Here is a 21,072-nt window from a genome sequence, read left to right as displayed (position 1 = left end):
CATCTTCGGTCTTTTTAAACTGGGAATAATAAATTTCCTGATATACTTCGCACTGTTTTAAGAGTTCCTCATGGGTTCCCATTCCAACGATCTGTCCATCATCTAACACAATAATCTTGTCTGCATACATAATGGATGCTGCTCTCTGCGATACGATAAATACGGTTGCTTTGTTCTCCATATCGCGGATTGCCATACGAAGTTTTGCATCTGTCGCAAAATCCAGTGCAGAAGCACTGTCATCTAAAATCAGAATATCCGGTTTTTTCACAACCGCGCGGGCAATCGTCATTCGCTGTCTCTGTCCTCCGGAAAGATTCTTACCGCCCTGCTCGATTTCAAAATCAAGTCCGCCTTCTTTTTTATCTACAAACTCTTTTGCCTGGGCAACTTCTAACGCCTGCATGATGTCCTCATCCGTTGCGTTCTCATTTCCCCATAACATATTTTCGCGGATCGTTCCCTTGAACAAAACTGCTTTCTGAAGTACCATACCGATTTTTTCACGAAGTTCTTCCAGCGAATACTCACGCACATCTTTTCCCTCAATCTGCACGCTTCCCTTTGTCGCATCATAAAAACGCGGTATCAGATTGACTACCGACGATTTTCCGGAACCAGTACCACCGATGATACCGATCGTCTCTCCCTTTTTCACGGTAAAATCAATGTCTGTCAGGGATTCCTCACCAGCTCCGGCATAAGTTAACCCCACATGGGAGAATACCACTTCCGGCACCTCTCCACTGTGCTCTGCTTTTTTCTCTGCCACTGGAGTCATCGCGTTATCTGTGATGGATGGCTGTAATTCAAAAATCGCCTGAATGCGGTTTCCACACGCAATAGATTTATTAATATTAATAATAAGGTTAGCAAGTTTTATAAGTTCTACTAAAATCTGGGACATATAATTTACCAGCGCTACCACTTCACCCTGTGTGATATATCCACTGTTAACACGGATTGCTCCTGTCCATACTAAAACAACAACCGCACCATTTATGATTACATAAGTAAGTGGATTCATCAGTGCTGAAATTTTACCTACATAAAGCTGGATCTTCGTCAGTGCATCATTGCTCTCATTAAAGTTTGTGATCTCATCATTCTCTTTATTAAATGCACGGATTACTCTGCTTCCGGTCAGATTCTCTCTTGTGATCCCAAGCACCTTGTCCAGTGCAGACTGTACTTTTTTATACAATGGAATACTCACGAGCATAATTCCGAATACCACAATCGATAACAGTGGAATCGTTACAACAAAGACAAGTGCTGCTTTCACATCAATCGTGAATGCCATGATCATTGCACCGAACACGATAAACGGCGAGCGCAAAAACAAACGTAATACAAGGTTTACACCATTCTGCGTCTGGTTGATATCACTTGTCATTCTCGTGATCAGTGTGGATGTTCCCACAGTATCCATCTCCGAAAATGATAGTTTCTGAATATGCTCAAAAAGTGCGTGGCGCAGTCCTGTGGAAAAACCGACCGCTGCCTTTGCTGCAAAATACTGGGCTGTGATAGAACACGTCAATCCGATCACTGCAAGCAGCACAAGTACCAGACACATTTTCATAATGTATGGTTTATCTCCGTCTGCTACTCCATGATCGATGATCGCCGCCATAACAAGAGGCACGATCAGCTCAAAAGACGCTTCGAGCAATTTAAAAAGCGGTCCTAACACGCTTTCTTTTTTATAATCTTTCAGGTACACCAATAACTTTCCCATTTCCTGTTCTCCCATTAAAATTCCTTTCGTTCTTAAGACAATACAGAAACCGGCACAAATACTTGCGCCGGTTTCCTTCTGTCCCTATTATGCTGTTTTATCTAATGCTTATCCGCACTATCCTGTGCGTCTTTTTCAAACCATCGTCTTCTACTCCGATTATTGTTTAATATCCTTCATCTTCTGCAGTCCTAAAATAACTGCACCGCCAATCAAAAAGAAAAGAATACTAAAATCATGGATTCCCATAGCCGGCTGCGGAGTATCCAGAGTAGTCGGTCCCATAACAACAGCGAAGATGGAGCCGAGCATCAGTCCGATGATCAGATAAATCGTCTGTGCCCTGTACTTTTCCAATGCCCTGCGGATCAGCTTTACTACACTGAAAATGCCGACTAAAACACCGCACCCAAAAATCAATACCGTCCAGAAGCTCGAGAAATCCAAATGCAGCATATCCTTGATTGCAGTGATAACTGGAAGATATAATCCAAAGATCAAAAGCAGGGTGGACCCGGAAATTCCGGGAAGCACCATGGCTGAAATAGCGATCACTCCTGCAAAAAACACAAACACCGCAAGCCCCGGTGTCAGATGATCCAGATTCACTCCGTCATTTCCACCGGAAACCGGATTAAAATATGTGATGGCACATACAACCGCAATTCCAAGCAGTACAAACGGTATCGCCTTTTTATTGGTTCCAAGACATTTTTTCTCCTCTTTTATCACGATCGGGATCGCAAAAATAATAAATCCGATAAACAGGGAGCTTATATAATAAATATGTGATTCAAATACACTTGTCAGGATCAGTACTGCGATCACAAATCCACTGATCCATCCTATTCCAAGTTTGATCAGGAAAACAAATGCGTCTTTTCTCTCCTCTTTTGTTCCGGTCAGCAGATCATCAATTGAATCGATAAACTTATCATAAAATCCAAGTAAAAATGCAATTGTGCCTCCGGATACACCCGGAACACTGTCTGCTAATGCCATACAGAAACCTCTGATAAACTGAATTATAAACATATCTTTCCCTCGTTTTTCATTTTATTGTTTTACAGCACTGCACAACATTATAACTTATATAGGTTCTATTTGTCTATATATTTATCCAGCTGGTGTGATACACCTTATTTCCGTATCAGATCTTTTACCACTTCCCCGGCAATGATCAGCCCTGCCACGGAAGGAACAAATGCCACACTTCCCGGTATGTCACGCCGCTCTGTACACTTGTGCTCTGCTCCCGGCGGACAGATACAGTTTGTCCTGCAGCTGATGGCCATATCCTCGATTGGTCTTGTTGGAGTCTCTTCGGAATAAACTACTTTTAACTTCTTCACTCCGCGCTTTTTCAGTTCGCGGCGCATTACTTTTGCAAGCGGGCAGACTTTTGTCTTATAAATATCTGCCACCTTAAACTGGCTTCCGTCAAGCTTATTTCCCGCCCCCATGCTGCTGATGATCGGGATATCCTTTTCCTTCGCCTTCATGACAAGCTCGATTTTTGCAGTTACGGTATCCACCGCATCCACAATATAATCATATTCGCCAAACGGAAAATCATCCGCATTCTCCGGCAGGAAAAAGCACTTATGGATCCGTACATCTGCTTCCGGATTGATTTCCAGGATGCGGTCACGCATCACCTCTGCCTTATACTTTCCTACCGTCTTTCTTGTCGCAATGATCTGGCGGTTTAAGTTTGTCAGGCATACCTTGTCATCATCGATCAGATCAAACGCTCCCACACCACTCCGCACAAGTGCTTCGCAGACATAGCCTCCGACGCCGCCGACACCAAAGACAGCCACTCTGGAATGTCCGAGTTTCTCCATCGCCTCTTTTCCCAATAATAACTCCGTTCTTGAAAACTGGTTTAACATAATGATTTTTCCTTTTCTTCTATAAACATTAACAAAAAGCTGACTGCCAGAACAGCACTTGAAAACCAGATTGCCTTAAATCCAAGCCGCATAGACAGATTTCCACCGATTCCTGCTCCCACTGCAAAAAACAGGATAATCCCGAAATAATACATCGCCTGCCGGATCTGCTCCGGGCGTCTGTCCCTCATGTATGCTGACAACGCTGCCGTGCCGCTTCTTAAGTTTCCGATACACATCGTACTCGCATAAGAATATCCGCCAACTTTGCGGAATGACTGCACCTGCATCGCACAGGAGAACGACACTAATGTTGTCGCAAGCATATTATAATCCTGCGGAATAAATCCGACACCAAATAAAATCAGGATCTCCAACAATAATATTCCCTGCCTCCAATGAAGACGGTTGGCATATTTAAACTTTCCCTGTACACAGTCTGCAAAGAAAACGCCTCCGGCAAATGCGAGCAGCGGTATCAGATAATGCAGCCCTCTCTGCCATTCACCCAGCATAAAATGCTGGCTCATCAGTACCACGTTTCCCGTCTGTGCATTCGAAAATACTTCATCCCTTGTAAAATAAGTATATGCATCCTGAAATCCGCCGGAAAGTGCCAAAAATACACTCGTAATAAAAGCCTCCGACATCTGAACTCTTGCATTTTTCGCTTTTGCTTTTTCAAAAAGCACTTTCATCACCTCACATTTTTTTATCGTGTCGTATTATAACGCTTTTTCCGGCAAATGTAAAAACTATTTGATAAAAAATATTCTTTTCCGACAAAAAATATCATTTTTATTCCGTCCGCATAACTTTTTTCCTTGTTTTCTCCACAGCAGGTTATGTGGAATGGTCTTTTATGATGTGGAAAGAGCCAGCTCCTGACGGGCTGGCTCTGTGATGGGTGGTTTTTGTCTTGTGTTATCTGGATTCAGACTGGAGTTCAGCGATGGCGGTGTTGTATTCGGACTCGGTGTAATCTTCCAGAATGACTTTCTTCGTTGCCTGAAAGCGGATGATCATGTTTTTGATGGCGGCAATGTTTGCCTGGCGTTGACCGGCCTCTTCACCCTGCTTATACGCTTTTTTTGAATATTGTTCCATTACTTCACACATTGCATTTACGCCTCCCTCTTCATGTTTCAGATAGTGCACACGGTTGGTTAATTTCGGAAATTTGGCATTGTCTACTTCCTTTTGTAGAAAACAGTCCATGTATTCTGAGATAGTTGTTCCGTCTTTTACTGCGGTATTGACAAACACACGCTCTAATCCGTCATCTACTTTTTCCTGTGTTTCCCGAATCACGCTGTCCACGTGATAGATCACCCTGCCACGTTTAAAGATATCGAACTCGGAAATATACACAACGATCAGATCGATCGTCTCCTCAAATTTATCATCCGTCTGCGAATCCCGCACCGTGATGACCGATGCATTGAACCGCACTCTTTTTAAATGGTGATCCTTGTTAGAACGCTGCACTTCCACGTTACACTTTTTTCTATTTCCAAGAATACAGAGTGCATCCAGACGGACGGATCGCCCATACAGGTTTCTTTCACTGCTCTGTACGATAACGTCTTTTACGATAAGTTTCTCATCTTCTAAAATGATACGTAGCATCTCCTGACATACGCCAATATCATCTGCCAGTACTTCAAAAAACGTATCATCGATAGGTCTGAAATTTTTGACCTGTTCTTTCTTTTCCTCTAATGTCATTTTATCTCCTGTTTTTTCTTGATATACAAACAGGCTTTCCGAATGATCTATGTTTATTATATAGAACCCCTCAAGATTCTTCAAGACTGTTTGCATGGTTTTTTGGTTACCGTCCTATATCTGTACCTGTCATTTTCTCCTGCTGAATGGTCCACCGATATGGTGATGAATTTTTTTTGTTACGTTAGCATGTTTTGTAACTTTGATTTGATAAAAAAGATAGGTTTATTGTAAGGGGCTGGGTGGGGAAAGTCAAGAATATATTGACTTTTTCTCCTTAGTGGATGAATCTAACGAGTTGTTTGAATTTTGTATGAGATATTTGACTTTATAGAAACAAAAACCTTGTAAGTACTGATACCTACAAGGTCTAATGCGGAAGATGGGACTTGAACCCACACGCTCGCAATGAGCACAAGATCCTTAGTCTTGCTCGTCTGCCAGTTCCGACACTTCCGCATGTCAGTCATCTCTCGTGACGACTTCCTAATAATAGCAAAGAAAAACAAAAAAGTCAACCACTTTTTTTCAAAAAAATTGTAAAAAGTTTTTCATACAATTAAAACAATTTTTTTCAAAAAAAGTCTTGACTTATTCTATAAACCCCGATATAATAGTGTTTGTTCGCAGAAGTGGCGGAATTGGCAGACGCGCAGGCTTCAGGTGCCTGTGGTAGCAATATCGTGTGGGTTCAAGTCCCATCTTCTGCATAGAGAAAGCCTTGATTGTATCAAGGCTTTTTTGTTATCTAAATGAACTATATGATCATCATGAAATAGAGGAAGCTTCTTATTATGGAATTAAAAGAAATTGCTGTCATTCATACGGATTTTCCGGAAAAGTTTGGGATTCCAAGACAGAGCGGACTTGTCGGGGGATTGCAGGGAACGATTATTTTTTCCCCGGAATACAGAAATGCAGATGCCATCCGGGGGCTTACTGACTTCTCCCACCTCTGGCTTGTATGGGGATTTTCCAAAGCAAAAAAAGATCACTGGTCTGCCACCGTCAGACCGCCGCGGCTCGGTGGAAAAGTGCGTATGGGTATTTTTGCAACACGCTCCCCTTTCCGTCCTAACCCGATTGGTTTATCTTCCGTAAAACTGGAATCTGTCACAATGGACGAAAAGTTCGGTCCCATTATCACAGTATCCGGTATTGATATGTTAGATGGCACTCCCATTTACGACATCAAGCCTTATCTGCCGCATATCGACAGCCACCCGGAAGCCACAGGCGGTTTTGCTTTATCCGTAAGCAGTGAACAGTTAGAAGTTGTTTTTCCAGACCATCTGCTGCAAAAGATCCCGGAAGCTGACCGGAAACTGTTGTCAGAGCTTTTATCCCAGGATCCAAGAGACCGGTTCATCCACGACAACAGCCGCATCTGGGGACTCACCTATGGAAATTACAACATCCGCTTTCAGGTACACGACAACGTGCTCACCGTATCAGAGGTTACAGGATTATAAATACTTCTCCTCAAATTCTCTCGCCGTCATCGGTCTTCCAAAATAAAAGCCCTGGATCAGCTGGATCTTGCTTCCCATAAGAATATCCAGCTGCTCTTTCGTCTCCACTCCCTCTACACAGACATTGACATCAATGGCGGATGCCAATTCCGCCACCATTTTAACAAAAGCATTGGAAAAATCATCCTTTCCGATATCAATAATAAAGCACCGGTCGATCTTGATCACATCGATCGGCATTTCCCGGATATGGTTCAGGGAAGAGTATCCTGTTCCGAAATCATCTAAAGCCACACGCACACCAAGTTTTTTGATATCCGCAAGAATCTTTTTCATGCGGTTCATATCGTTGATCGCCAGACTTTCGGTCACTTCCAGTGTCAGATTCTTTGGATCGATCCCTGTCTCGCTGATGACCTCAGCAATCTGCTCCACAATATCATTCTGCAATAGCTGTACAACAGACAGATTGACATTGACCTTATAATCCGGATGCCCCATATCATTCCAGTATTTGCAGCGCATGCAGGCCTCCCTTAAGATGAAGCTTCCGATCGGATTGATCAACCCTAAATACTCAGCCAGTGGGATAAACTCTGTCGGGGAGATCACGCCAAGTTCCCTCGAATTCCAGCGGATCAGTGCTTCTGCACCGGAGCATGGCATTCCCGGTTTTGAAATATCCGTGATCGGCTGATAATAAACTTCAAATTCATCAAACGCATTTCTGGTCGCATTGCGCATATTTTTCTCCAGATCCAGCCGTTTGAAAGATGTGGAGATCACATTTTCATCATAATAGGCAACACGGTTTTTTCCCGCACATTTTGCATCATACATCGCAATATCCGCTTTTTTGATCAGTTCCTCCACGGTATCCCCATCGGTTGGAAAACGTACAACTCCCATGCTCATGGTGCAGTAATACTCCGTTCCTTTTAACCTCCACGGTCTTGCAAATTCTGCCTTGATCCGGTCAATGATATTATGCAGATTAGGATATACCTTATGTGAGATCAGTATAATAAATTCATCGCCACCCATGCGGTAACAATTGTCATTCACTCCCGGGATCTGCTTCAATCCGGAAGAAATATTTTTCAGCAGGATATCGCCATACTGATGTCCCAATCCGTCATTGATATGTTTGAAGTCGTCCAGATCAATATATAAAAGTGCTCCCTCTCCACCGGATTCATGTGTATCTTCAACAAAATGCTGCAGATCCTGCTCGCAGCGCATACGGTTGTATAAGCCGGTCAGGAAATCATTGTTTGCCTGTTTCTCGATTTTCTGCTGGTACAGTTTTTTATCTGTGACATCATAAATTGTACAGAGTGTCACTTTTCTTCCATCCACCCACTGGATATGGGTGCTGTAGCAGTCAAACCATCGGTTTTCCTTCTCGGAATAAATTTCCCGGAACAGACCGTTTTTTGTCTCGGTCGCATCCTGTAAGCTGACAGGGCTGAGTGGAAGTTCCTCCAACGTCTTTTTAAAGAATTTCTGATATTTCTCGTTTGCATACAGAATATGTCCGGTCTGTGGATCTCTTACATAAATCGCACATCCCACATTTTCAAGGATTGCCTCTAAAGATGCATAGGAACTTGCAAGCGAATTTTTCGTGATACGTTTGGTTAAAATTGTCTGGATAATACGTTTTACGTCATTGATAAATTTAACATCCGCATTTTCCCATTTTTTCTTTTTCTCACTTTCACAAAAACAGAGATACATGCCCACATGTCCGTTCACCTCCACCGGGAGAAAAACAGCCGCTGTCAGTTTTTTCTGTGCAAACAGACGTGCAAATCCCTCCGGCATCATGGAATCCGACGAGATCATATACGGCTTTCCATTAAAAACGGAAGTTCTTCTTTCGGGACTCCCTGCTCCTTTGCCATCTGCGGCTCACGTCCCCCGCCGGCATACTCGCAGATCATATCCACCGTCTTCTGCTCCTGATTTTCCCGGAGCAGTGCTCCTGCCGAAATCCCCAGATACTCGCAGGCATCTTTTAAAATGTCGTCCACAATTTTTGTAAAACTGTTTTCTGACTCAAGCATTTTTAAAATGGAAGTCATTGCTTCATTTCTGTGCAGCTGTTCCTTCATCTGTGTCTCAGATTCCCTGCTTTTGTTAAAAGCTTCCTGTGCTAACACTTCCTCCATTTTTACTGCAAAAATCTGTTTTGAGAGTGATTCTAAAAACTCCAACGATTTGTAATAGCGCTCCGGACTTGTCCGCATCATATAATCCGGAATATCTTCCGTACTGTTATCCATGATACCGATCACGATCCAGACTGCGATTGTCTCGCCGCTGACGTGGATCGCCACACCGCTCATTTTGATAGAATCTGTATCTAACGGTTCCTCCACCACACTCTCAATGCTGTGTCCGGTCATTTTGTCCAAAAGCGAAACATGACGCTCCCTGCCCGCTTTGCTGTACACATATTCCAATTCCTCTTTTGTTCCATATGCTTTTGTCACAACCCCGTTCTGTGCATTCAGGCATACCATGTATACATTGTTAGCATGGCAGAACCGGTCCTGCATGCTCTGCATTAAAGACTGATCTAACAGCCAGTCATTTGATTTTCCCTCAATTTCTTTGCTTTTGCCCGCTGTAAAAGCCATATCCCTGTTACCCCTTAAATTGTTATTTCATTCCTATAATAAACAGACAGTACGAATCCTTTTTCCGGATCGTATACTCCTGGATCAGCCTGTAGCACGGCTGCAGCCGCAGTTGTTTTTTACAAACCCTACCTCATTGGAATACATGATAATGATTCCATCCTCAGCCAGCAGACTCTTAGACTTTTCAAAAAAGCGGGCATAAAATGCATCCATATCCTCTTTTGCTTTCTTTCCTTTTACCGGCATATTGGTAACGATCTCATCAAACTTATAATCATGCTTAAAATCAAAATAATCCCGGTGGATAAAGTTGATCTTCTCTCCGGCAAGTGCTGCATTCTCTCTTGCCATGTCAATCGCATCACCGAAAATGTCAATTCCATATTTTTCCCTTGCCGGAACTAAGATATCGCGCTCGATCAGCATTGTTCCAACACCGCAGCACGGATCTAAAATCTGTGCATTTTCTTTCAGATATGGTTTTGCCAGATACATGAGCATCGCCGCCGTTGCCGGATGGATGGACATTGCAATCGCATTTTTCCGGTAGGCAAACCGCTTCATCTTCATGGAATATAATTTCAAAAATGGAACAAAGCTTCCATCCTTCGCCTCGATCAGACGTATCTCAATCTCATAATCCGTGGTCGAATTTGCCAATTTCCAGTCAGATTTTTTTTCCAGTGACGCACCTAATTTTTTCACAAACTCTGTTTTCGGCTCTGCACTCTTTACCTCCAGACGGAAGAAAAATGGTGCATCTCCCTCATGGCATTCCGTCAGAAATGCATAGAGATCCGAATGCCATAATAATTCTGCCGCCCTGTGCGGCATTGCAGGGATTCTTTCATTTGTGTGAATAGGAAACAATAATTCCCGGTAAGTGCGAAGCTTTGTAAATGGAGTCACTTCTTTCGAAAAAACCAGTACTCCCAATGGATGCAGCTCTGCCTTTCTCTGTACCGAAGCCCCGATCTCCTTTACTTCGGAAAACGTGACCTCCCTCTGCTCCCGGTTTGTGAGAAGCAGCATCTCATGCGGCATCTGAAAACCGGTAAACTGATGTTTTTTTGCCCCTTCCGTTTTCAGTATGATCTCATTTAACTCCCGGATCTCTTCGCCCTGATGTTTTTGTTCCTCAGCAGGCACCTGCTGATTTTTTACTTCCTGCAGACGGTTTTTAAAGAATTCAAGATTTTCCCTGACATCAAGCTTTCCAAGAGCTGTCAGATAAGCACTTTTCACATATAGTGTTGTCTCATTCAGATAGGCTGCGATCAGTGCTTCTTTTGCCTGTTCAAGCTTTAAATCCCCAATCAGAAGTGCTGTATTTTTCCTTGTCTTTGCATCTTCCTCTGATAAGAAATCAACGATCATGGACTCTTTTCCCTGGAGCAGTTCCAAAAATGCTTTTTTACTGTCCTGCTTCTTGATCTCTTTTCTGATCTGACTGATTGTCGTTCTGATTTCCTGTTTTTCTTCTAATTTATGAAATTCATTTTCTAACATATTTTCTTATATTAACCCTTTATCCGATTGTTTCCATCATTATTTTGTTTTTTGCAACAAAAAAGTCCGGTTCATAAGCTATTCTAATTTATTTCCTGTGTTTTTTCAATACCGTAGGTATCGATATATGTCAATAAGTCCGTCTTGAAATCCGACCATGCATTACTGTTTTCGACAAAATATTTCGGACAATCTTTTCCTGTCACATCATAATGTCGGATCACGTCGTCCGCAGTCAGTTCATACCGCCCCATAAGCCATGCCACAAGTTCGACCAATGACTGGTAAGTTTCATCTGTAAACTTTCCGCTCTCATCTGGAATACAGCATTCTACCGAAATGGTATCGCTGTTTCTGTCATTGGATGCATAAGAGATCTCATTACATGGAATGCACTGAATGATTTCCCCACTGATTCCAATGATAAAATGGCTGCTGGCATGCGTCTCCCCTGTCTCTGCCAGACTTTCAAAATAACTGCGGTTCTGTTCCGCTGTCGTTCCCGGATTTGCCGTATAATGGACGACTATCCCATTTACCTGCGCAAGTTCTGTTCCCGGTCTGGAATACTCATTGACCGTCAGCAGCTCTACCGCAAAATCCGGAGATTTCTCGACATACTTGACAGGCTCTGATACCATTGTCTCCTCTGCTGCTGATTTATCTGCCACTTTGCGCACCAGCATTACAATAAGAAGCAATACCAGAAAAAAAACGGTAAACGTCACTGCCCGAAAAATGATCTGCTGCTTTCGTCTCTTTCTTCTCCGCTCTCGCCGCGCCTTTATTCTTCTGCGCTCCTGCTCTTCGTAAATCTCTTCGTCACTCCGCTGCATAAAACTCTTTTGTATTCTCCCTTACCCCATTTTTGTATTCTTTTTTCTTCGTTTTTGCCTTCTTTTTACTTTTTACCCCAAAATTGTATTTTTGTGAATACTTAACAAATTATTCACACTTTTTTTGTTGACTTTTCCCAAAACCAGTACTATACTAGCCTCGAAAACAAGAAAAGAAATCAAATATAAGGAGGCGAGCATATGTATACAATCGATCCAGCAATGTCTTTCGGTGAAGTAATTCTTTACTATGAGAAATACCTTACAGAGACAAAAGCAGAAGGTAAAAAACCAGTATCCTTCCTGCATTTCATTACAGGCAGATACTAATAGCCGGCTGAACAGAACGATAGCGCAAAGCTATCCGGTACTCTGTCACCCGGCTATTTTTTATATCTGTCCAAGCAGATGCTTTACATGAAAAGCTTCATCAAAAGAAATATCATCTTCCAGAATCTCTAACGTCTCCTCCGAATGTTCCACTTCCCTTGAAAAAATTCTTGCATTCGCAATCCGGTCGTCCAACTTGAAACTTTTTCCATTGGCAAAATATCGTACAATATCCATATCGCGGATCACTAAAAATCCCACAATTGCGAACTGTGCTTTTGCCAGAACATTTCCGTCATACCATGCACGCATAAAATACCGATATGTAAAATAAACAAGAATATGTTCATACCAGATTTCATTGTAATCGCCGGACTTTTTATATTCCTCAAGTGCCTCGGTGTAAGAATGTGTCTCAAAGAAATCACGCACCCGCTGTTTTACTTCCATCCATTCCTCGTTGACATTCTCAAGTTCATCGAACGTCTCCATACGGACATGAAAATATTCCATCGGCTCCCACAGTTCTTCCTCTGGATTTTCCACCACATTCTGCAATTTTTCACAGAATTTCAGATACTCCCTGATCCTGTCGTCAATACTCTTTTCCCGGTTCTGTAAAATGGCAACCGCCTGTGTCCGGTACTCCTCTAAATGAGAACAGAACTCCTCCATATCTTCCTCGAAAGGTTCTTCCTCCTCATCCTCGTAAAATTCATCTTCAATTCCAAGATCCGGCAGTTCGATATCTTCATAAGACATTTTACCCTCATCAGAAAAAATAATGCGTCCTACTTCTTCACAGGACACACTCAAAGATTTTTCCCTGACATCGCCGTACTCCACAACAAAACGTGGATACTCGGTGCAGACTTCACACAAAGCCTCCTCGCCAAGTTCGCTGTAAATATCGCATAATTTGTTCTGATCTAAAAATGGGCACCAGCCGTTTTTCCGTAATACAAAGCTGTGTTCCTCATCTTCTGTCACCGTCTGCTCTTTCAGGCGCTCTCCAAACGCTCCCTCAATCCCCATGTAATAATCATAGGAATCCTCATCAATATCAATCTCCCAGCCAATGCAGCAACTGTGTTCACATTTATCTGCAATGCACTGAAATGTTTTATAATAAGAAGGTACTCGTAAAATCATCTGTTTATCCTTATTTGCTTTCTTTGAAATATTCACTGATCATATAACCGACACACCAGATACCACCTGCCAGGGACAGATACAAAAATCCCTGTATGAGTGCGCCGATCAAAAGTCCTATCGAAAGATGTCCTGCAACCTGTGCCAGTATCACGGAATGCACCGGTTTTTTCAACACCTGCCAGACTCCTATATAAAACCATCCAAAGACGCCTGCCCAATAGGCAGACACCGCCAGAAATGTCTTCCACGTAATTTTCATCTCTCTGCTCCCCTTATTTCTGAAACCAGAATTTCTCTGTTCATTTTTCTGCCAGTGTTCATCATATCACAATTTGCTATTCCATCGCAAGAATCACTTTACCGGCATCCCTTGTGGCTGAAAGCTGGATGATTCTCTGATTCTCGGAACCACGGAATTTTAATGAAATGTTCTTCTTTTCCAGAACAAATGGTCCATCCACCAGAATATCACAGTAAGATAACATTTCCTCTGTCACTTCACAGTTTGCCCTTCCTCCCGGCAGAAGATCCTCATAGAGGTATCCGGTATAGATCCAGACGGTTTTATCCGGCAGTTCTTTGCGGATGCGCTTTAACAGATTTACCAGCACTCTCTGGTTCACAGGTTCCATCGGCTCTCCACCGAGCAGCGTGATGCCTGCCATATAGTCCGGCTCTAAATCGTGGATGATCTCATCTTCCGTCTCTTTTGTAAATGGTTTCCCATAAGAAAAATCCCAGGCTTCCTCATTGAAACATCCCTTGCAATGATGGGTACAGCCGGATACAAACAGCGACACTCTTACGCCTGTTCCATTTTCGATCGAATAAGTTTTTATATTCGCATAATTCATTGTATGATTTCCTTTATGATAAGTTGAAACGAAGCGGGATAAATTCCCGCTCCGCCTGAATTTTTATATTACTTTATACTGTTGCTTTTACAGATGGAGGACACGCTCCTTGATCTCCTGTGTTCTTCCCTGATTCCAGAACTGTGTTCCGATATAACCGCAGGTACGTCTTGCAACAGACATTTTATTCTGATCGCGGTTTCCGCAATTCGGACACTCCCAGACTAATTTTCCATCTTTGTCATTCACAATTTTAATCTCTCCGGAGTAACCACATTCCTGACAATAATCACTCTTGGTGTTCAACTCTGCGTACATGATATTATCATAAATGTACTGCATAACCGAAAGAACAGCATCCAGATTGTTCTGCATGTTCGGAACTTCCACATAACTGATCGCTCCGCCCGGAGAAAGCTCCTGGAACTGGGATTCGAATTTCAGCTTATCGAATGCGCTCATTTCCTCCGTCACATGTACGTGATAGCTGTTTGTAATGTAGTTCTTATCTGTAACACCCGGAATGATTCCAAAACGTTTCTGTAAGCACTTTGCAAATTTATAAGTTGTAGACTCCAATGGTGTGCCATACAGGCTGAAATCAATGTTATGCTCCGCTTTCCATTTTGCACATGCATCGTTCAGATGACGCATGACTTCCAATGCAAATGGTGTGCCATCCGGATCTGTGTGGGAAACTCCCTTCATATATCTCGTACACTCACAAAGTCCTGCATATCCGAGGGAAATGGTAGAGTATCCACCATATAATAATTTATCAATGGTCTCGCCCTTTTTCAGACGTGCCAGTGCACCATTCTGCCAGAGGATCGGTGCCACATCTGAAGGAGTTCCTTTTAATCTCTCATGTCTTGCCATTAATGCTCTGTGACAGAGTTCCAGTCTCTCATCCATAAGTTCCCAGAACTTGTTCATATCTCTTCCGGAAGAACATGCCACATCCACAAGGTTTAAGGTAACAACACCCTGATTGAATCTTCCATAGAATTTGAATTTATCATTTTCGTCCTTATATACGGTTAAGAAAGAGCGGCATCCCATACAGGTATAACAGTTACCCTGTTTGAGTTTTTTCATGATCTTCTCAGAGATATAATCCGGTACCATTCTCTTTGCAGTACACTCTGCTGCAAGTCTGGTCAGATACCAGTATTTGCTTCCCTCTCGGATATTGTCTTCCTCTAATACATAGATGAGTTTCGGGAACGCCGGTGTGATAAATACACCTTTTTCATTCTTAACGCCCTGGATTCTCTGATGTAATACTTCCTCGATCACTGCTGCAAGGTCATCACGAAGCTGTCCTTCCGGAACTTCATCGAGATACATAAATACTGTCACAAATGGAGCCTGTCCATTGGTTGTCATAAGCGTGATCACCTGATACTGGATCATCTGAACACCACGGTTGATCTCCTCTTTGACACGCATCTCAGCGATCTTGTTTACCATTTCTTCTGTCGGCTCGATACCGGAAGCTGTCAGTTCCTCGCGGACAGTCTTGCGGAACTTCTGACGGCTCACATCCACAAATGGTGCCAGATGTGAGAGTGAAATACTCTGTCCGCCATACTGGGAACTTGCAATCTGTGCGATCGCCTGTGTTGCAATATTGCATGCAGTAGAAAAGCTCTTTGGACGGTCGATCATCGTCTCACTGATCACTGTGCCGTTCTGGAGCATGTCCTCTAAATTTACAAGACAGCAGTTATGCATATGCTGTGCAAAATAATCTGCATCATGGAAATGAATGATTCCCTGCTCATGCGCTTCTACGATATCTCCATCTAATAAGAATCTTCTGGTAATATCCTTGCTCACCTCTCCTGCCATATAGTCACGTTGTACACTGTTGACAGTAGGGTTCTTATTGGAATTCTCCTGTTTTACTTCCTCATTGTTACACTCTAATAAACTTAAGATCTGTTCATCGGTAGAGTTGGATTTACGGACCAGAGCCCTCTTATAACGATAAGTGATATAATTACGTGCCACATTGAATGCGCGCTGGTTCATGATCTGGTTTTCCACCATATCCTGAATCTCTTCCACACTTGGAGAACGTTTCATATTCTCACATGCCTTCTCCACATTGGCAAGGATCTCCTGGATCTTCTCCTCTGTCAGCTTTTCATAATCAATGACACTTTCATTTGCTTTGCGGATCGCTGCCTCGATCTTTTTAATGTCAAAGTTGTCTTCCATTCCGCTTCGTTTGATAATTTTCATATCTTTGTTTTACTCTCCTATCTAATAAACAATTTTCACTATAGTTTCAATTGTAAAAAATTATTTGTCAGGGCAGTGTTCCAACGATTGCTGCCGAGATTTATTATATACAACATATTGTGTTCTTGTCAATATGTATAACTATATTATGTGGAGCATTATGTAAACAAAAAAGGCAGCGGACACCACGCAAACCCAGTATCCATGCTACCTTTATCTATTCTGTACAAAAATACATCAAATAAATCGTCACTTTTTTATGATAGAAGAAAAACACTATATATTGTGGTTTTTCTGCTCTCTTGCACCACTTTTACACTTTCTGCCACAACAGTCTTCCGCCACGCCGATATTTTCCATGATCCGGTCGAGATAATGCTTTAGCTGTTCTGTTTCTTCCTTATGAAAGCCTTTTGTGATGAGCTGCTCCATCTCCCGGATATCTGCATCCGACTTTGCAACCATATTTTTTGCTTTTTCTGTCAGGGAAATCTTTTTTAATCTCGCATCGCAGCTTACGGACTCCCGCACGATCAGTCCTTTCCGCTCCATCAGCTGAAGCATGTTAGAAGCCGTTGCACGGGACACTTTAAATTCCTGTTCAATGTCTTTCTGATAGATTTCCGTATCCGCATGGTCATTCAGGTAACCGAGTGTCCACCGCTGCATTCCTGTGATATCACCCTCATTCTCGATCCTTTTCGCTTCCATCTGCTTATGAATGCGGTTATGGATCAACCTCATTTTATATCCTACACTGTCTTCGTGTCTCATTTTCCTTCTTTTTCCCCTTCAAAAATTCATTGTTGACATTCACAGACGAATGCCGTATAAATATATAGTTAGCACACTAACAAATAAAAATCAACAATAATTTAGAAAAGGATGTGAAAATATGTTAAAAACTCTTGGAGCACAAATAAAAGAGTTTAAAAAGGACTCTTTTCTTACTCCGGTCTTCATGATCTTAGAAGTTCTCATGGAGACGGTCATTCCTCTCATGATGGCATCCATTATCGATAACGGTGTGGAAAAGGGCGATATCCATCATATCTACGTGATGGGCGGTCTGATGATCGTGACTGCCTGTGTCTCTCTTTTTGCAGGTGTGATGGGGGGAAAATACGGTGCGAGAGCCTCTACCGGTTTTGCCCGCAACTTAAGAAAGGCAATGTATGAAAATATCCAGACATTCTCTTTCTCCAATATTGACAAATTCAGCACCGCAGGACTTGTCACAAGACTGACCACAGATGTCACCAACATTCAGATGGCTTATCAGATGATCCTGCGCATGTGCGTCCGCGCACCGATCACTCTGGTCTGTGCCATGATCATGGCTTTCTTTATCAATGCAAAACTTGCCTGTATCTACCTCGCAGCCGTGATCTTACTTGGTATCATACTTGCTTTTATCACAGTCAGGGCTCATAAATATTTTACCCAGGTATTTCCAAAATATGATGACTTAAACGCATCTGTCCAGGAAAATGTCTCCGCGATCCGCGTGGTAAAAGCCTACGTCCGTGAAGATTTTGAAAAGGAGCGTTTCAAAAAAGCAAGTGAAAATATTTACAAAATGTTTGTCAAAGCAGAGGGCGTTATCGTATTTAATAATCCTGTCATGATGGCTGCCGTGTATACCTGCATCATCCTGATCAGCTGGATCGGTGCCAAAATGATCGTGGTAAATTCTCTTACCACCGGTGAATTGATGAGTCTTCTCACTTACTGCATGAACATTATGATGAGCCTCATGATGCTCTCCATGGTTTTTGTCATGATCACCATGAGTATCGCAAGTGCTGAGCGTATCTGTGAAGTATTAAATGAGAAGAGTGATATCACAAACCCGGAAAACCCGGACCATGAAGTAACCGACGGCAGCATCCGCTTTGACCATGTGACATTCCGATACAATAAAACCTCTGATACCCCTGTTTTGGACGATATCAATCTCTCCATCGCATCCGGCGAGACCATCGGTATCATCGGCGGAACGGGAAGTTCGAAATCTTCCTTAGTCAACCTGATCAGCCGTCTGTATGATGTATCGGAAGGTGCTGTCTACGTTGGCGGTAAAGATGTCCGCTCCTACGACCTCGACACACTGCGTAACGAAGTGTCCGTTGTATTACAGAATAATGTGCTTTTCTCCGGCTCGATCTTTGACAATCTCCGCTGGGGAAACCCGGATGCAACCGATGAACAATGCCGGCATGCCTGCGACCTTGCCTGCGCTTCAGAATTTATCAACCGTTTTCCGGATGGCTATAACACGCACATTGAACAGGGTGGTTCCAATGTCTCCGGTGGACAGAAACAGCGTCTGTGTATCGCAAGAGCACTGTTAAAGAACCCGAAAATTTTAATTTTAGACGACAGTACCAGTGCAGTTGATACGGCAACCGATGCAAAAATCCGCAAAGCATTTGCCGAAGAAATCCCAAATACGACAAAACTTATCATTGCGCAGCGGATCTCCTCTGTCATGAATGCAGACCGCATCATTGTATTGAACAACGGCGTTGTGGACGGCTTCGGTTCCCATGAAGAACTTATGGAAACAAATGCGATTTACCGCGAAGTATATGAATCCCAGACACAGGGAAGCGGTGATTTTGATGAAGGAGGTGCAAAATAATGGCAGAAAAAAATCATGGACCTATGCGTGGCAATGCACGCGGACCAAGACCAAATGTTGCAAATCCGGGAAAACTACTGCTGCGCCTGCTCTCTTATATTTTTAAGAACTATGGCTTTGCATGTATCGTTGTCGTGATCTGCCTGTTTATCACTGTTTTTTCGAGTGTACAGGGTACCTTATTCATGCAGACACTGATCGACGATTACATCATTCCATTAACAAAACAGGCCTCCCCTGATTTCACGGAACTCGCCCATGCGATCGGACGCGTTGCAATTTTCTATGCGTGTGGTGTGCTTGCTTCCTTTGCACAGTCCAAAATTATGGTATACGTCACACAGGGAACACTCCGGAACTTAAGAAACGATATGTTCATCCATATGGAAGGACTCCCGATCCGTTACTTTGACACTCACCCACATGGTGATATTATGTCAACCTATACGAACGATATTGATACCCTGCGCCAGATGATCAGTCAGAGTATCCCGCAGGTTTTAAACAGTGCGGTTACGATTGTCAGTGTCCTTGGCGCCATGATCGTTTTAAACATTCCACTGACGATCATCACACTTTTTATGGTTGGAGTCATGCTCTATGCCACCAAAGTGGTAGGTGGTGCCAGTGCCAAGTACTTTATCGCCCAACAGCGTGATATCGCCACGGTCAACGGTTATATTGAAGAGATGATGAATGGCCAGAAGGTAGTAAAGGTCTTTACCCATGAGGAAGAAAGTATTGCAGACTTCAACAAGCTGAATGACCAGTTATTTGAAAGTGCTGATAACGCAAACAAATTTGGTAATATCTTAATGCCGATCAATGCACAGCTTGGAAATGTAAGTTATGTTCTGGTCGCCTTAGTCGGCGGCATCCTCGCCCTGGAAGGTATAGGCGGTTTTACCCTCGGTAAACTGGCAAGCTTCCTCACATTCAATAAGAGCTTCAGCCAGCCGATCAACCAGTTAAGCATGCAGATCAACAATATCGTCATGGCGCTTGCAGGTTCCGAGCGAATCTTCAATCTGCTGGATGAAAAACCGGAAACGGACGATGGATACGTGACTTTAGTGCGTGCGAAAAAGGAAAATGGCCAGATTACAGAGTGCAGCGAGCGTACCGGAATGTGGGCTTGGAAGCATGTGCATCAGGCAGACGGTTCTGTCGACTACATTGAGTTAAAGGGTGATGTGGTATTTGATGATGTCGATTTTGGATATAATCCTGACAAAATGGTTCTGCACAACGTAGACCTTTTTGCCACTCCCGGACAGAAGATCGCTTTCGTTGGAAGTACCGGTGCCGGAAAAACAACGATCACAAACCTGATCAACCGGTTCTACGATATTCAGGATGGCAAGATACGCTACGACGGCATTAACATTAATAAAATTAAAAAAGACGACCTGCGTCATTCCCTTGGGATCGTATTGCAGGATACCCATCTATTTACCGCAACTGTTATGGAAAATATCCGTTACGGAAAACTGGATGCGACAGACGAGGAAGTCATCGCTGCTGCAAAACTTGCAAATGCAGACACCTTCATCCATCAGCTTCCGGATGGCTACAACACATTGCTGACCGGAGACGGCGCAAACTTAAGCCAGGGACAGCGCCAGCTGCTTGCGATCGCCCGTGCCGCCATTGCCGATCCTCCTGTCCTGATCCTCGATGAGGCAACCTCCTCCATCGATACCAGAACGGAAAAGATCGTACAGGATGGTATGGATAAACTGATGCGCGGACGTACGACTTTTGTCATCGCACACCGTCTCTCCACTGTCCGCAACAGTGACTGTATCATGGTCTTAGAGCAGGGGCGCATCATTGAACGCGGCAGCCATGAGCAGTTGATGGAAGAACATGGAAAATACTATCAGCTTTATACCGGAAATTTGGCTGAATAAATATCTGACCGGCGTTCCGTAACGTAATGTTGCAGATTTTGTGGTGCTTTTATAGGTTGTGAAAGGGCAAATATAAGCGCCCTCTCACAAGGCAGAA

The 21,072-nt window shown here is 43.1% G+C and carries 18 protein-coding genes and 2 tRNA genes; 5 read left to right on the top strand and 15 right to left on the bottom strand.

Annotated features, from left to right (window positions below; genetic code table 11):
* The 6 genes from ROSEINA2194_RS11570 to ROSEINA2194_RS11545 all read right to left on the bottom strand — a co-directional run.
* The coding region (locus ROSEINA2194_RS11570) for an ABC transporter ATP-binding protein (protein WP_044927777.1) at positions 1–1,741 on the bottom strand (1,741 nt) is incomplete at its 3' end.
* 159 nt (positions 1,742–1,900) lie between these two features.
* The gene (locus ROSEINA2194_RS11565) at positions 1,901–2,776 is read right to left on the bottom strand and encodes a DUF368 domain-containing protein (protein ID WP_007887115.1); all 876 of its coding nucleotides are present in this window, start codon (positions 2,774–2,776) and stop codon (positions 1,901–1,903) included.
* A 104-nt stretch (positions 2,777–2,880) separates the two neighbouring features.
* Entirely contained in the window at positions 2,881–3,636 is a 756-nt protein-coding gene (locus ROSEINA2194_RS11560) for a tRNA threonylcarbamoyladenosine dehydratase (RefSeq protein WP_007887113.1), read from the bottom strand.
* Positions 3,630–4,334, bottom strand: coding sequence for a YoaK family protein (locus tag ROSEINA2194_RS11555; RefSeq protein ID WP_007887111.1), 705 nt, complete (start codon positions 4,332–4,334; stop codon positions 3,630–3,632). Before ROSEINA2194_RS11555 ends, ROSEINA2194_RS11560 begins: the two co-directional genes overlap by 7 nt.
* A 226-nt stretch (positions 4,335–4,560) precedes the next feature.
* Positions 4,561–5,364 carry a PD-(D/E)XK nuclease family transposase gene (locus ROSEINA2194_RS11550; RefSeq protein ID WP_044927771.1) on the bottom strand — a complete coding sequence of 268 codons (804 nt, stop codon included), beginning with the start codon at positions 5,362–5,364 and terminating at the stop codon, positions 4,561–4,563.
* Between the two features lie 374 nt (positions 5,365–5,738).
* Positions 5,739–5,823 (bottom strand) — tRNA-Leu (locus ROSEINA2194_RS11545).
* 167 nt (positions 5,824–5,990) lie between these two features.
* On the opposite strand from ROSEINA2194_RS11545, the gene ROSEINA2194_RS11540 reads away from it, so the two are divergent.
* Both ROSEINA2194_RS11540 and tsaA read left to right on the top strand, forming a co-directional pair.
* A tRNA-Leu gene (locus ROSEINA2194_RS11540) sits at positions 5,991–6,074 on the top strand.
* A gap of 84 nt (positions 6,075–6,158) precedes the next feature.
* Positions 6,159–6,836 carry a tRNA (N6-threonylcarbamoyladenosine(37)-N6)-methyltransferase TrmO gene (gene tsaA, locus ROSEINA2194_RS11535; protein WP_007887106.1) on the top strand — a complete coding sequence of 226 codons (678 nt, stop codon included), beginning with the start codon at positions 6,159–6,161 and terminating at the stop codon, positions 6,834–6,836.
* Here the strand turns inward: tsaA and ROSEINA2194_RS11530 are convergent.
* From ROSEINA2194_RS11530 to ROSEINA2194_RS11520, 4 genes are all read right to left on the bottom strand, one after another.
* The gene (locus ROSEINA2194_RS11530; protein ID WP_007887103.1) at positions 6,831–8,684 is read right to left on the bottom strand and encodes a sensor domain-containing protein; all 1,854 of its coding nucleotides are present in this window, start codon (positions 8,682–8,684) and stop codon (positions 6,831–6,833) included. The two genes, tsaA and ROSEINA2194_RS11530, sit on opposite strands and share 6 nt — an antisense overlap.
* Entirely contained in the window at positions 8,681–9,481 is an 801-nt protein-coding gene (locus tag ROSEINA2194_RS22090; RefSeq protein ID WP_007887090.1) for a hypothetical protein, read from the bottom strand. Before ROSEINA2194_RS22090 ends, ROSEINA2194_RS11530 begins: the two co-directional genes overlap by 4 nt.
* Positions 9,482–9,565: 84 nt before the next feature.
* On the bottom strand, positions 9,566–10,993 hold the full coding sequence (locus ROSEINA2194_RS11525; RefSeq protein ID WP_007887088.1) for a methyltransferase: 1,428 nt from the start codon (positions 10,991–10,993) through the stop codon (positions 9,566–9,568).
* A gap of 83 nt (positions 10,994–11,076) precedes the next feature.
* Positions 11,077–11,829, bottom strand: a complete 753-nt coding sequence (locus tag ROSEINA2194_RS11520) for a peptidoglycan recognition protein family protein (protein WP_007887086.1) — start codon at positions 11,827–11,829, stop codon at positions 11,077–11,079.
* A 201-nt stretch (positions 11,830–12,030) separates the two neighbouring features.
* Here ROSEINA2194_RS11520 and ROSEINA2194_RS11515 point away from each other — a divergent pair, with 201 nt between their 5' ends.
* The gene (locus ROSEINA2194_RS11515) at positions 12,031–12,159 is read left to right on the top strand and encodes a hypothetical protein (RefSeq protein ID WP_007887082.1); all 129 of its coding nucleotides are present in this window, start codon (positions 12,031–12,033) and stop codon (positions 12,157–12,159) included.
* 60 nt (positions 12,160–12,219) lie between these two features.
* Here ROSEINA2194_RS11515 and fliB read toward each other — a convergent pair whose 3' ends face one another.
* The 5 genes from fliB to ROSEINA2194_RS11490 all read right to left on the bottom strand — a co-directional run bounded on the left by fliB (position 12,220) and on the right by ROSEINA2194_RS11490 (position 17,192).
* The gene (gene fliB, locus ROSEINA2194_RS11510) at positions 12,220–13,311 is read right to left on the bottom strand and encodes a flagellin lysine-N-methylase (RefSeq protein ID WP_044927772.1); all 1,092 of its coding nucleotides are present in this window, start codon (positions 13,309–13,311) and stop codon (positions 12,220–12,222) included.
* 10 nt (positions 13,312–13,321) lie between these two features.
* Positions 13,322–13,573: a hypothetical protein gene (locus ROSEINA2194_RS11505; protein ID WP_007887072.1), complete on the bottom strand. Its 252-nt coding sequence runs from the start codon at positions 13,571–13,573 to the stop codon at positions 13,322–13,324.
* Positions 13,574–13,649: 76 nt separating this feature from the next.
* Positions 13,650–14,168, bottom strand: coding sequence for an anaerobic ribonucleoside-triphosphate reductase activating protein (gene nrdG, locus ROSEINA2194_RS11500; RefSeq protein ID WP_007887066.1), 519 nt, complete (start codon positions 14,166–14,168; stop codon positions 13,650–13,652).
* Positions 14,169–14,255: 87 nt separating this feature from the next.
* Positions 14,256–16,418, bottom strand: a complete 2,163-nt coding sequence (gene nrdD / locus ROSEINA2194_RS11495) for an anaerobic ribonucleoside-triphosphate reductase (RefSeq protein ID WP_007887065.1) — start codon at positions 16,416–16,418, stop codon at positions 14,256–14,258.
* A 276-nt stretch (positions 16,419–16,694) separates the two neighbouring features.
* The gene (locus ROSEINA2194_RS11490; RefSeq protein WP_007887059.1) at positions 16,695–17,192 is read right to left on the bottom strand and encodes a MarR family winged helix-turn-helix transcriptional regulator; all 498 of its coding nucleotides are present in this window, start codon (positions 17,190–17,192) and stop codon (positions 16,695–16,697) included.
* Positions 17,193–17,313: 121 nt separating this feature from the next.
* Between ROSEINA2194_RS11490 and ROSEINA2194_RS11485 the strand changes: the two genes are divergently transcribed.
* Positions 17,314–19,062, top strand: coding sequence for an ABC transporter ATP-binding protein (locus tag ROSEINA2194_RS11485; protein ID WP_007887058.1), 1,749 nt, complete (start codon positions 17,314–17,316; stop codon positions 19,060–19,062).
* A complete protein-coding gene (locus ROSEINA2194_RS11480) occupies positions 19,062–20,975 on the top strand; it encodes an ABC transporter ATP-binding protein (protein ID WP_007887057.1) in 1,914 nt (637 codons plus the stop codon). Before ROSEINA2194_RS11485 ends, ROSEINA2194_RS11480 begins: the two co-directional genes overlap by 1 nt.
* The last annotated feature ends 97 nt before the right edge of the window (positions 20,976–21,072 follow it).

The organism is Roseburia inulinivorans DSM 16841, assembly GCF_000174195.1.
GTDB classification, from domain to species: Bacteria; Bacillota; Clostridia; order Lachnospirales; family Lachnospiraceae; genus Roseburia; species Roseburia inulinivorans.
Note: the sequence above shows the minus strand (reverse complement) of the source record. Positions and strands in the feature narration are given on the sequence as shown.

What these genes read in the sequence shown, in the direction of transcription:
- nrdD (WP_007887065.1), bottom strand. Translation starts at nt 16,418, where the DNA reads ATGAAAATTATCAAACGAAGCGGAATGGAAGACAACTTTGACATTAAA.
- fliB (WP_044927772.1), bottom strand. Translation starts at nt 13,311, where the DNA reads ATGATTTTACGAGTACCTTCTTATTATAAAACATTTCAGTGCATTGCA.
- ROSEINA2194_RS11490 (WP_007887059.1), bottom strand. Translation starts at nt 17,192, where the DNA reads ATGAGACACGAAGACAGTGTAGGATATAAAATGAGGTTGATCCATAAC.
- ROSEINA2194_RS11525 (WP_007887088.1), bottom strand. Translation starts at nt 10,993, where the DNA reads ATGTTAGAAAATGAATTTCATAAATTAGAAGAAAAACAGGAAATCAGA.
- ROSEINA2194_RS11520 (WP_007887086.1), bottom strand. Translation starts at nt 11,829, where the DNA reads ATGCAGCGGAGTGACGAAGAGATTTACGAAGAGCAGGAGCGCAGAAGA.
- ROSEINA2194_RS11485 (WP_007887058.1), top strand. Translation starts at nt 17,314, where the DNA reads ATGTTAAAAACTCTTGGAGCACAAATAAAAGAGTTTAAAAAGGACTCT.
- ROSEINA2194_RS11530 (WP_007887103.1), bottom strand. Translation starts at nt 8,684, where the DNA reads ATGATCTCGTCGGATTCCATGATGCCGGAGGGATTTGCACGTCTGTTT.
- ROSEINA2194_RS11555 (WP_007887111.1), bottom strand. Translation starts at nt 4,334, where the DNA reads ATGAAAGTGCTTTTTGAAAAAGCAAAAGCGAAAAATGCAAGAGTTCAG.
- nrdG (WP_007887066.1), bottom strand. Translation starts at nt 14,168, where the DNA reads ATGAATTATGCGAATATAAAAACTTATTCGATCGAAAATGGAACAGGC.
- ROSEINA2194_RS11560 (WP_007887113.1), bottom strand. Translation starts at nt 3,636, where the DNA reads ATGTTAAACCAGTTTTCAAGAACGGAGTTATTATTGGGAAAAGAGGCG.
- ROSEINA2194_RS11565 (WP_007887115.1), bottom strand. Translation starts at nt 2,776, where the DNA reads ATGTTTATAATTCAGTTTATCAGAGGTTTCTGTATGGCATTAGCAGAC.
- ROSEINA2194_RS22090 (WP_007887090.1), bottom strand. Translation starts at nt 9,481, where the DNA reads ATGGCTTTTACAGCGGGCAAAAGCAAAGAAATTGAGGGAAAATCAAAT.
- ROSEINA2194_RS11550 (WP_044927771.1), bottom strand. Translation starts at nt 5,364, where the DNA reads ATGACATTAGAGGAAAAGAAAGAACAGGTCAAAAATTTCAGACCTATC.
- ROSEINA2194_RS11515 (WP_007887082.1), top strand. Translation starts at nt 12,031, where the DNA reads ATGTATACAATCGATCCAGCAATGTCTTTCGGTGAAGTAATTCTTTAC.
- ROSEINA2194_RS11505 (WP_007887072.1), bottom strand. Translation starts at nt 13,573, where the DNA reads ATGAAAATTACGTGGAAGACATTTCTGGCGGTGTCTGCCTATTGGGCA.
- tsaA (WP_007887106.1), top strand. Translation starts at nt 6,159, where the DNA reads ATGGAATTAAAAGAAATTGCTGTCATTCATACGGATTTTCCGGAAAAG.
- ROSEINA2194_RS11480 (WP_007887057.1), top strand. Translation starts at nt 19,062, where the DNA reads ATGGCAGAAAAAAATCATGGACCTATGCGTGGCAATGCACGCGGACCA.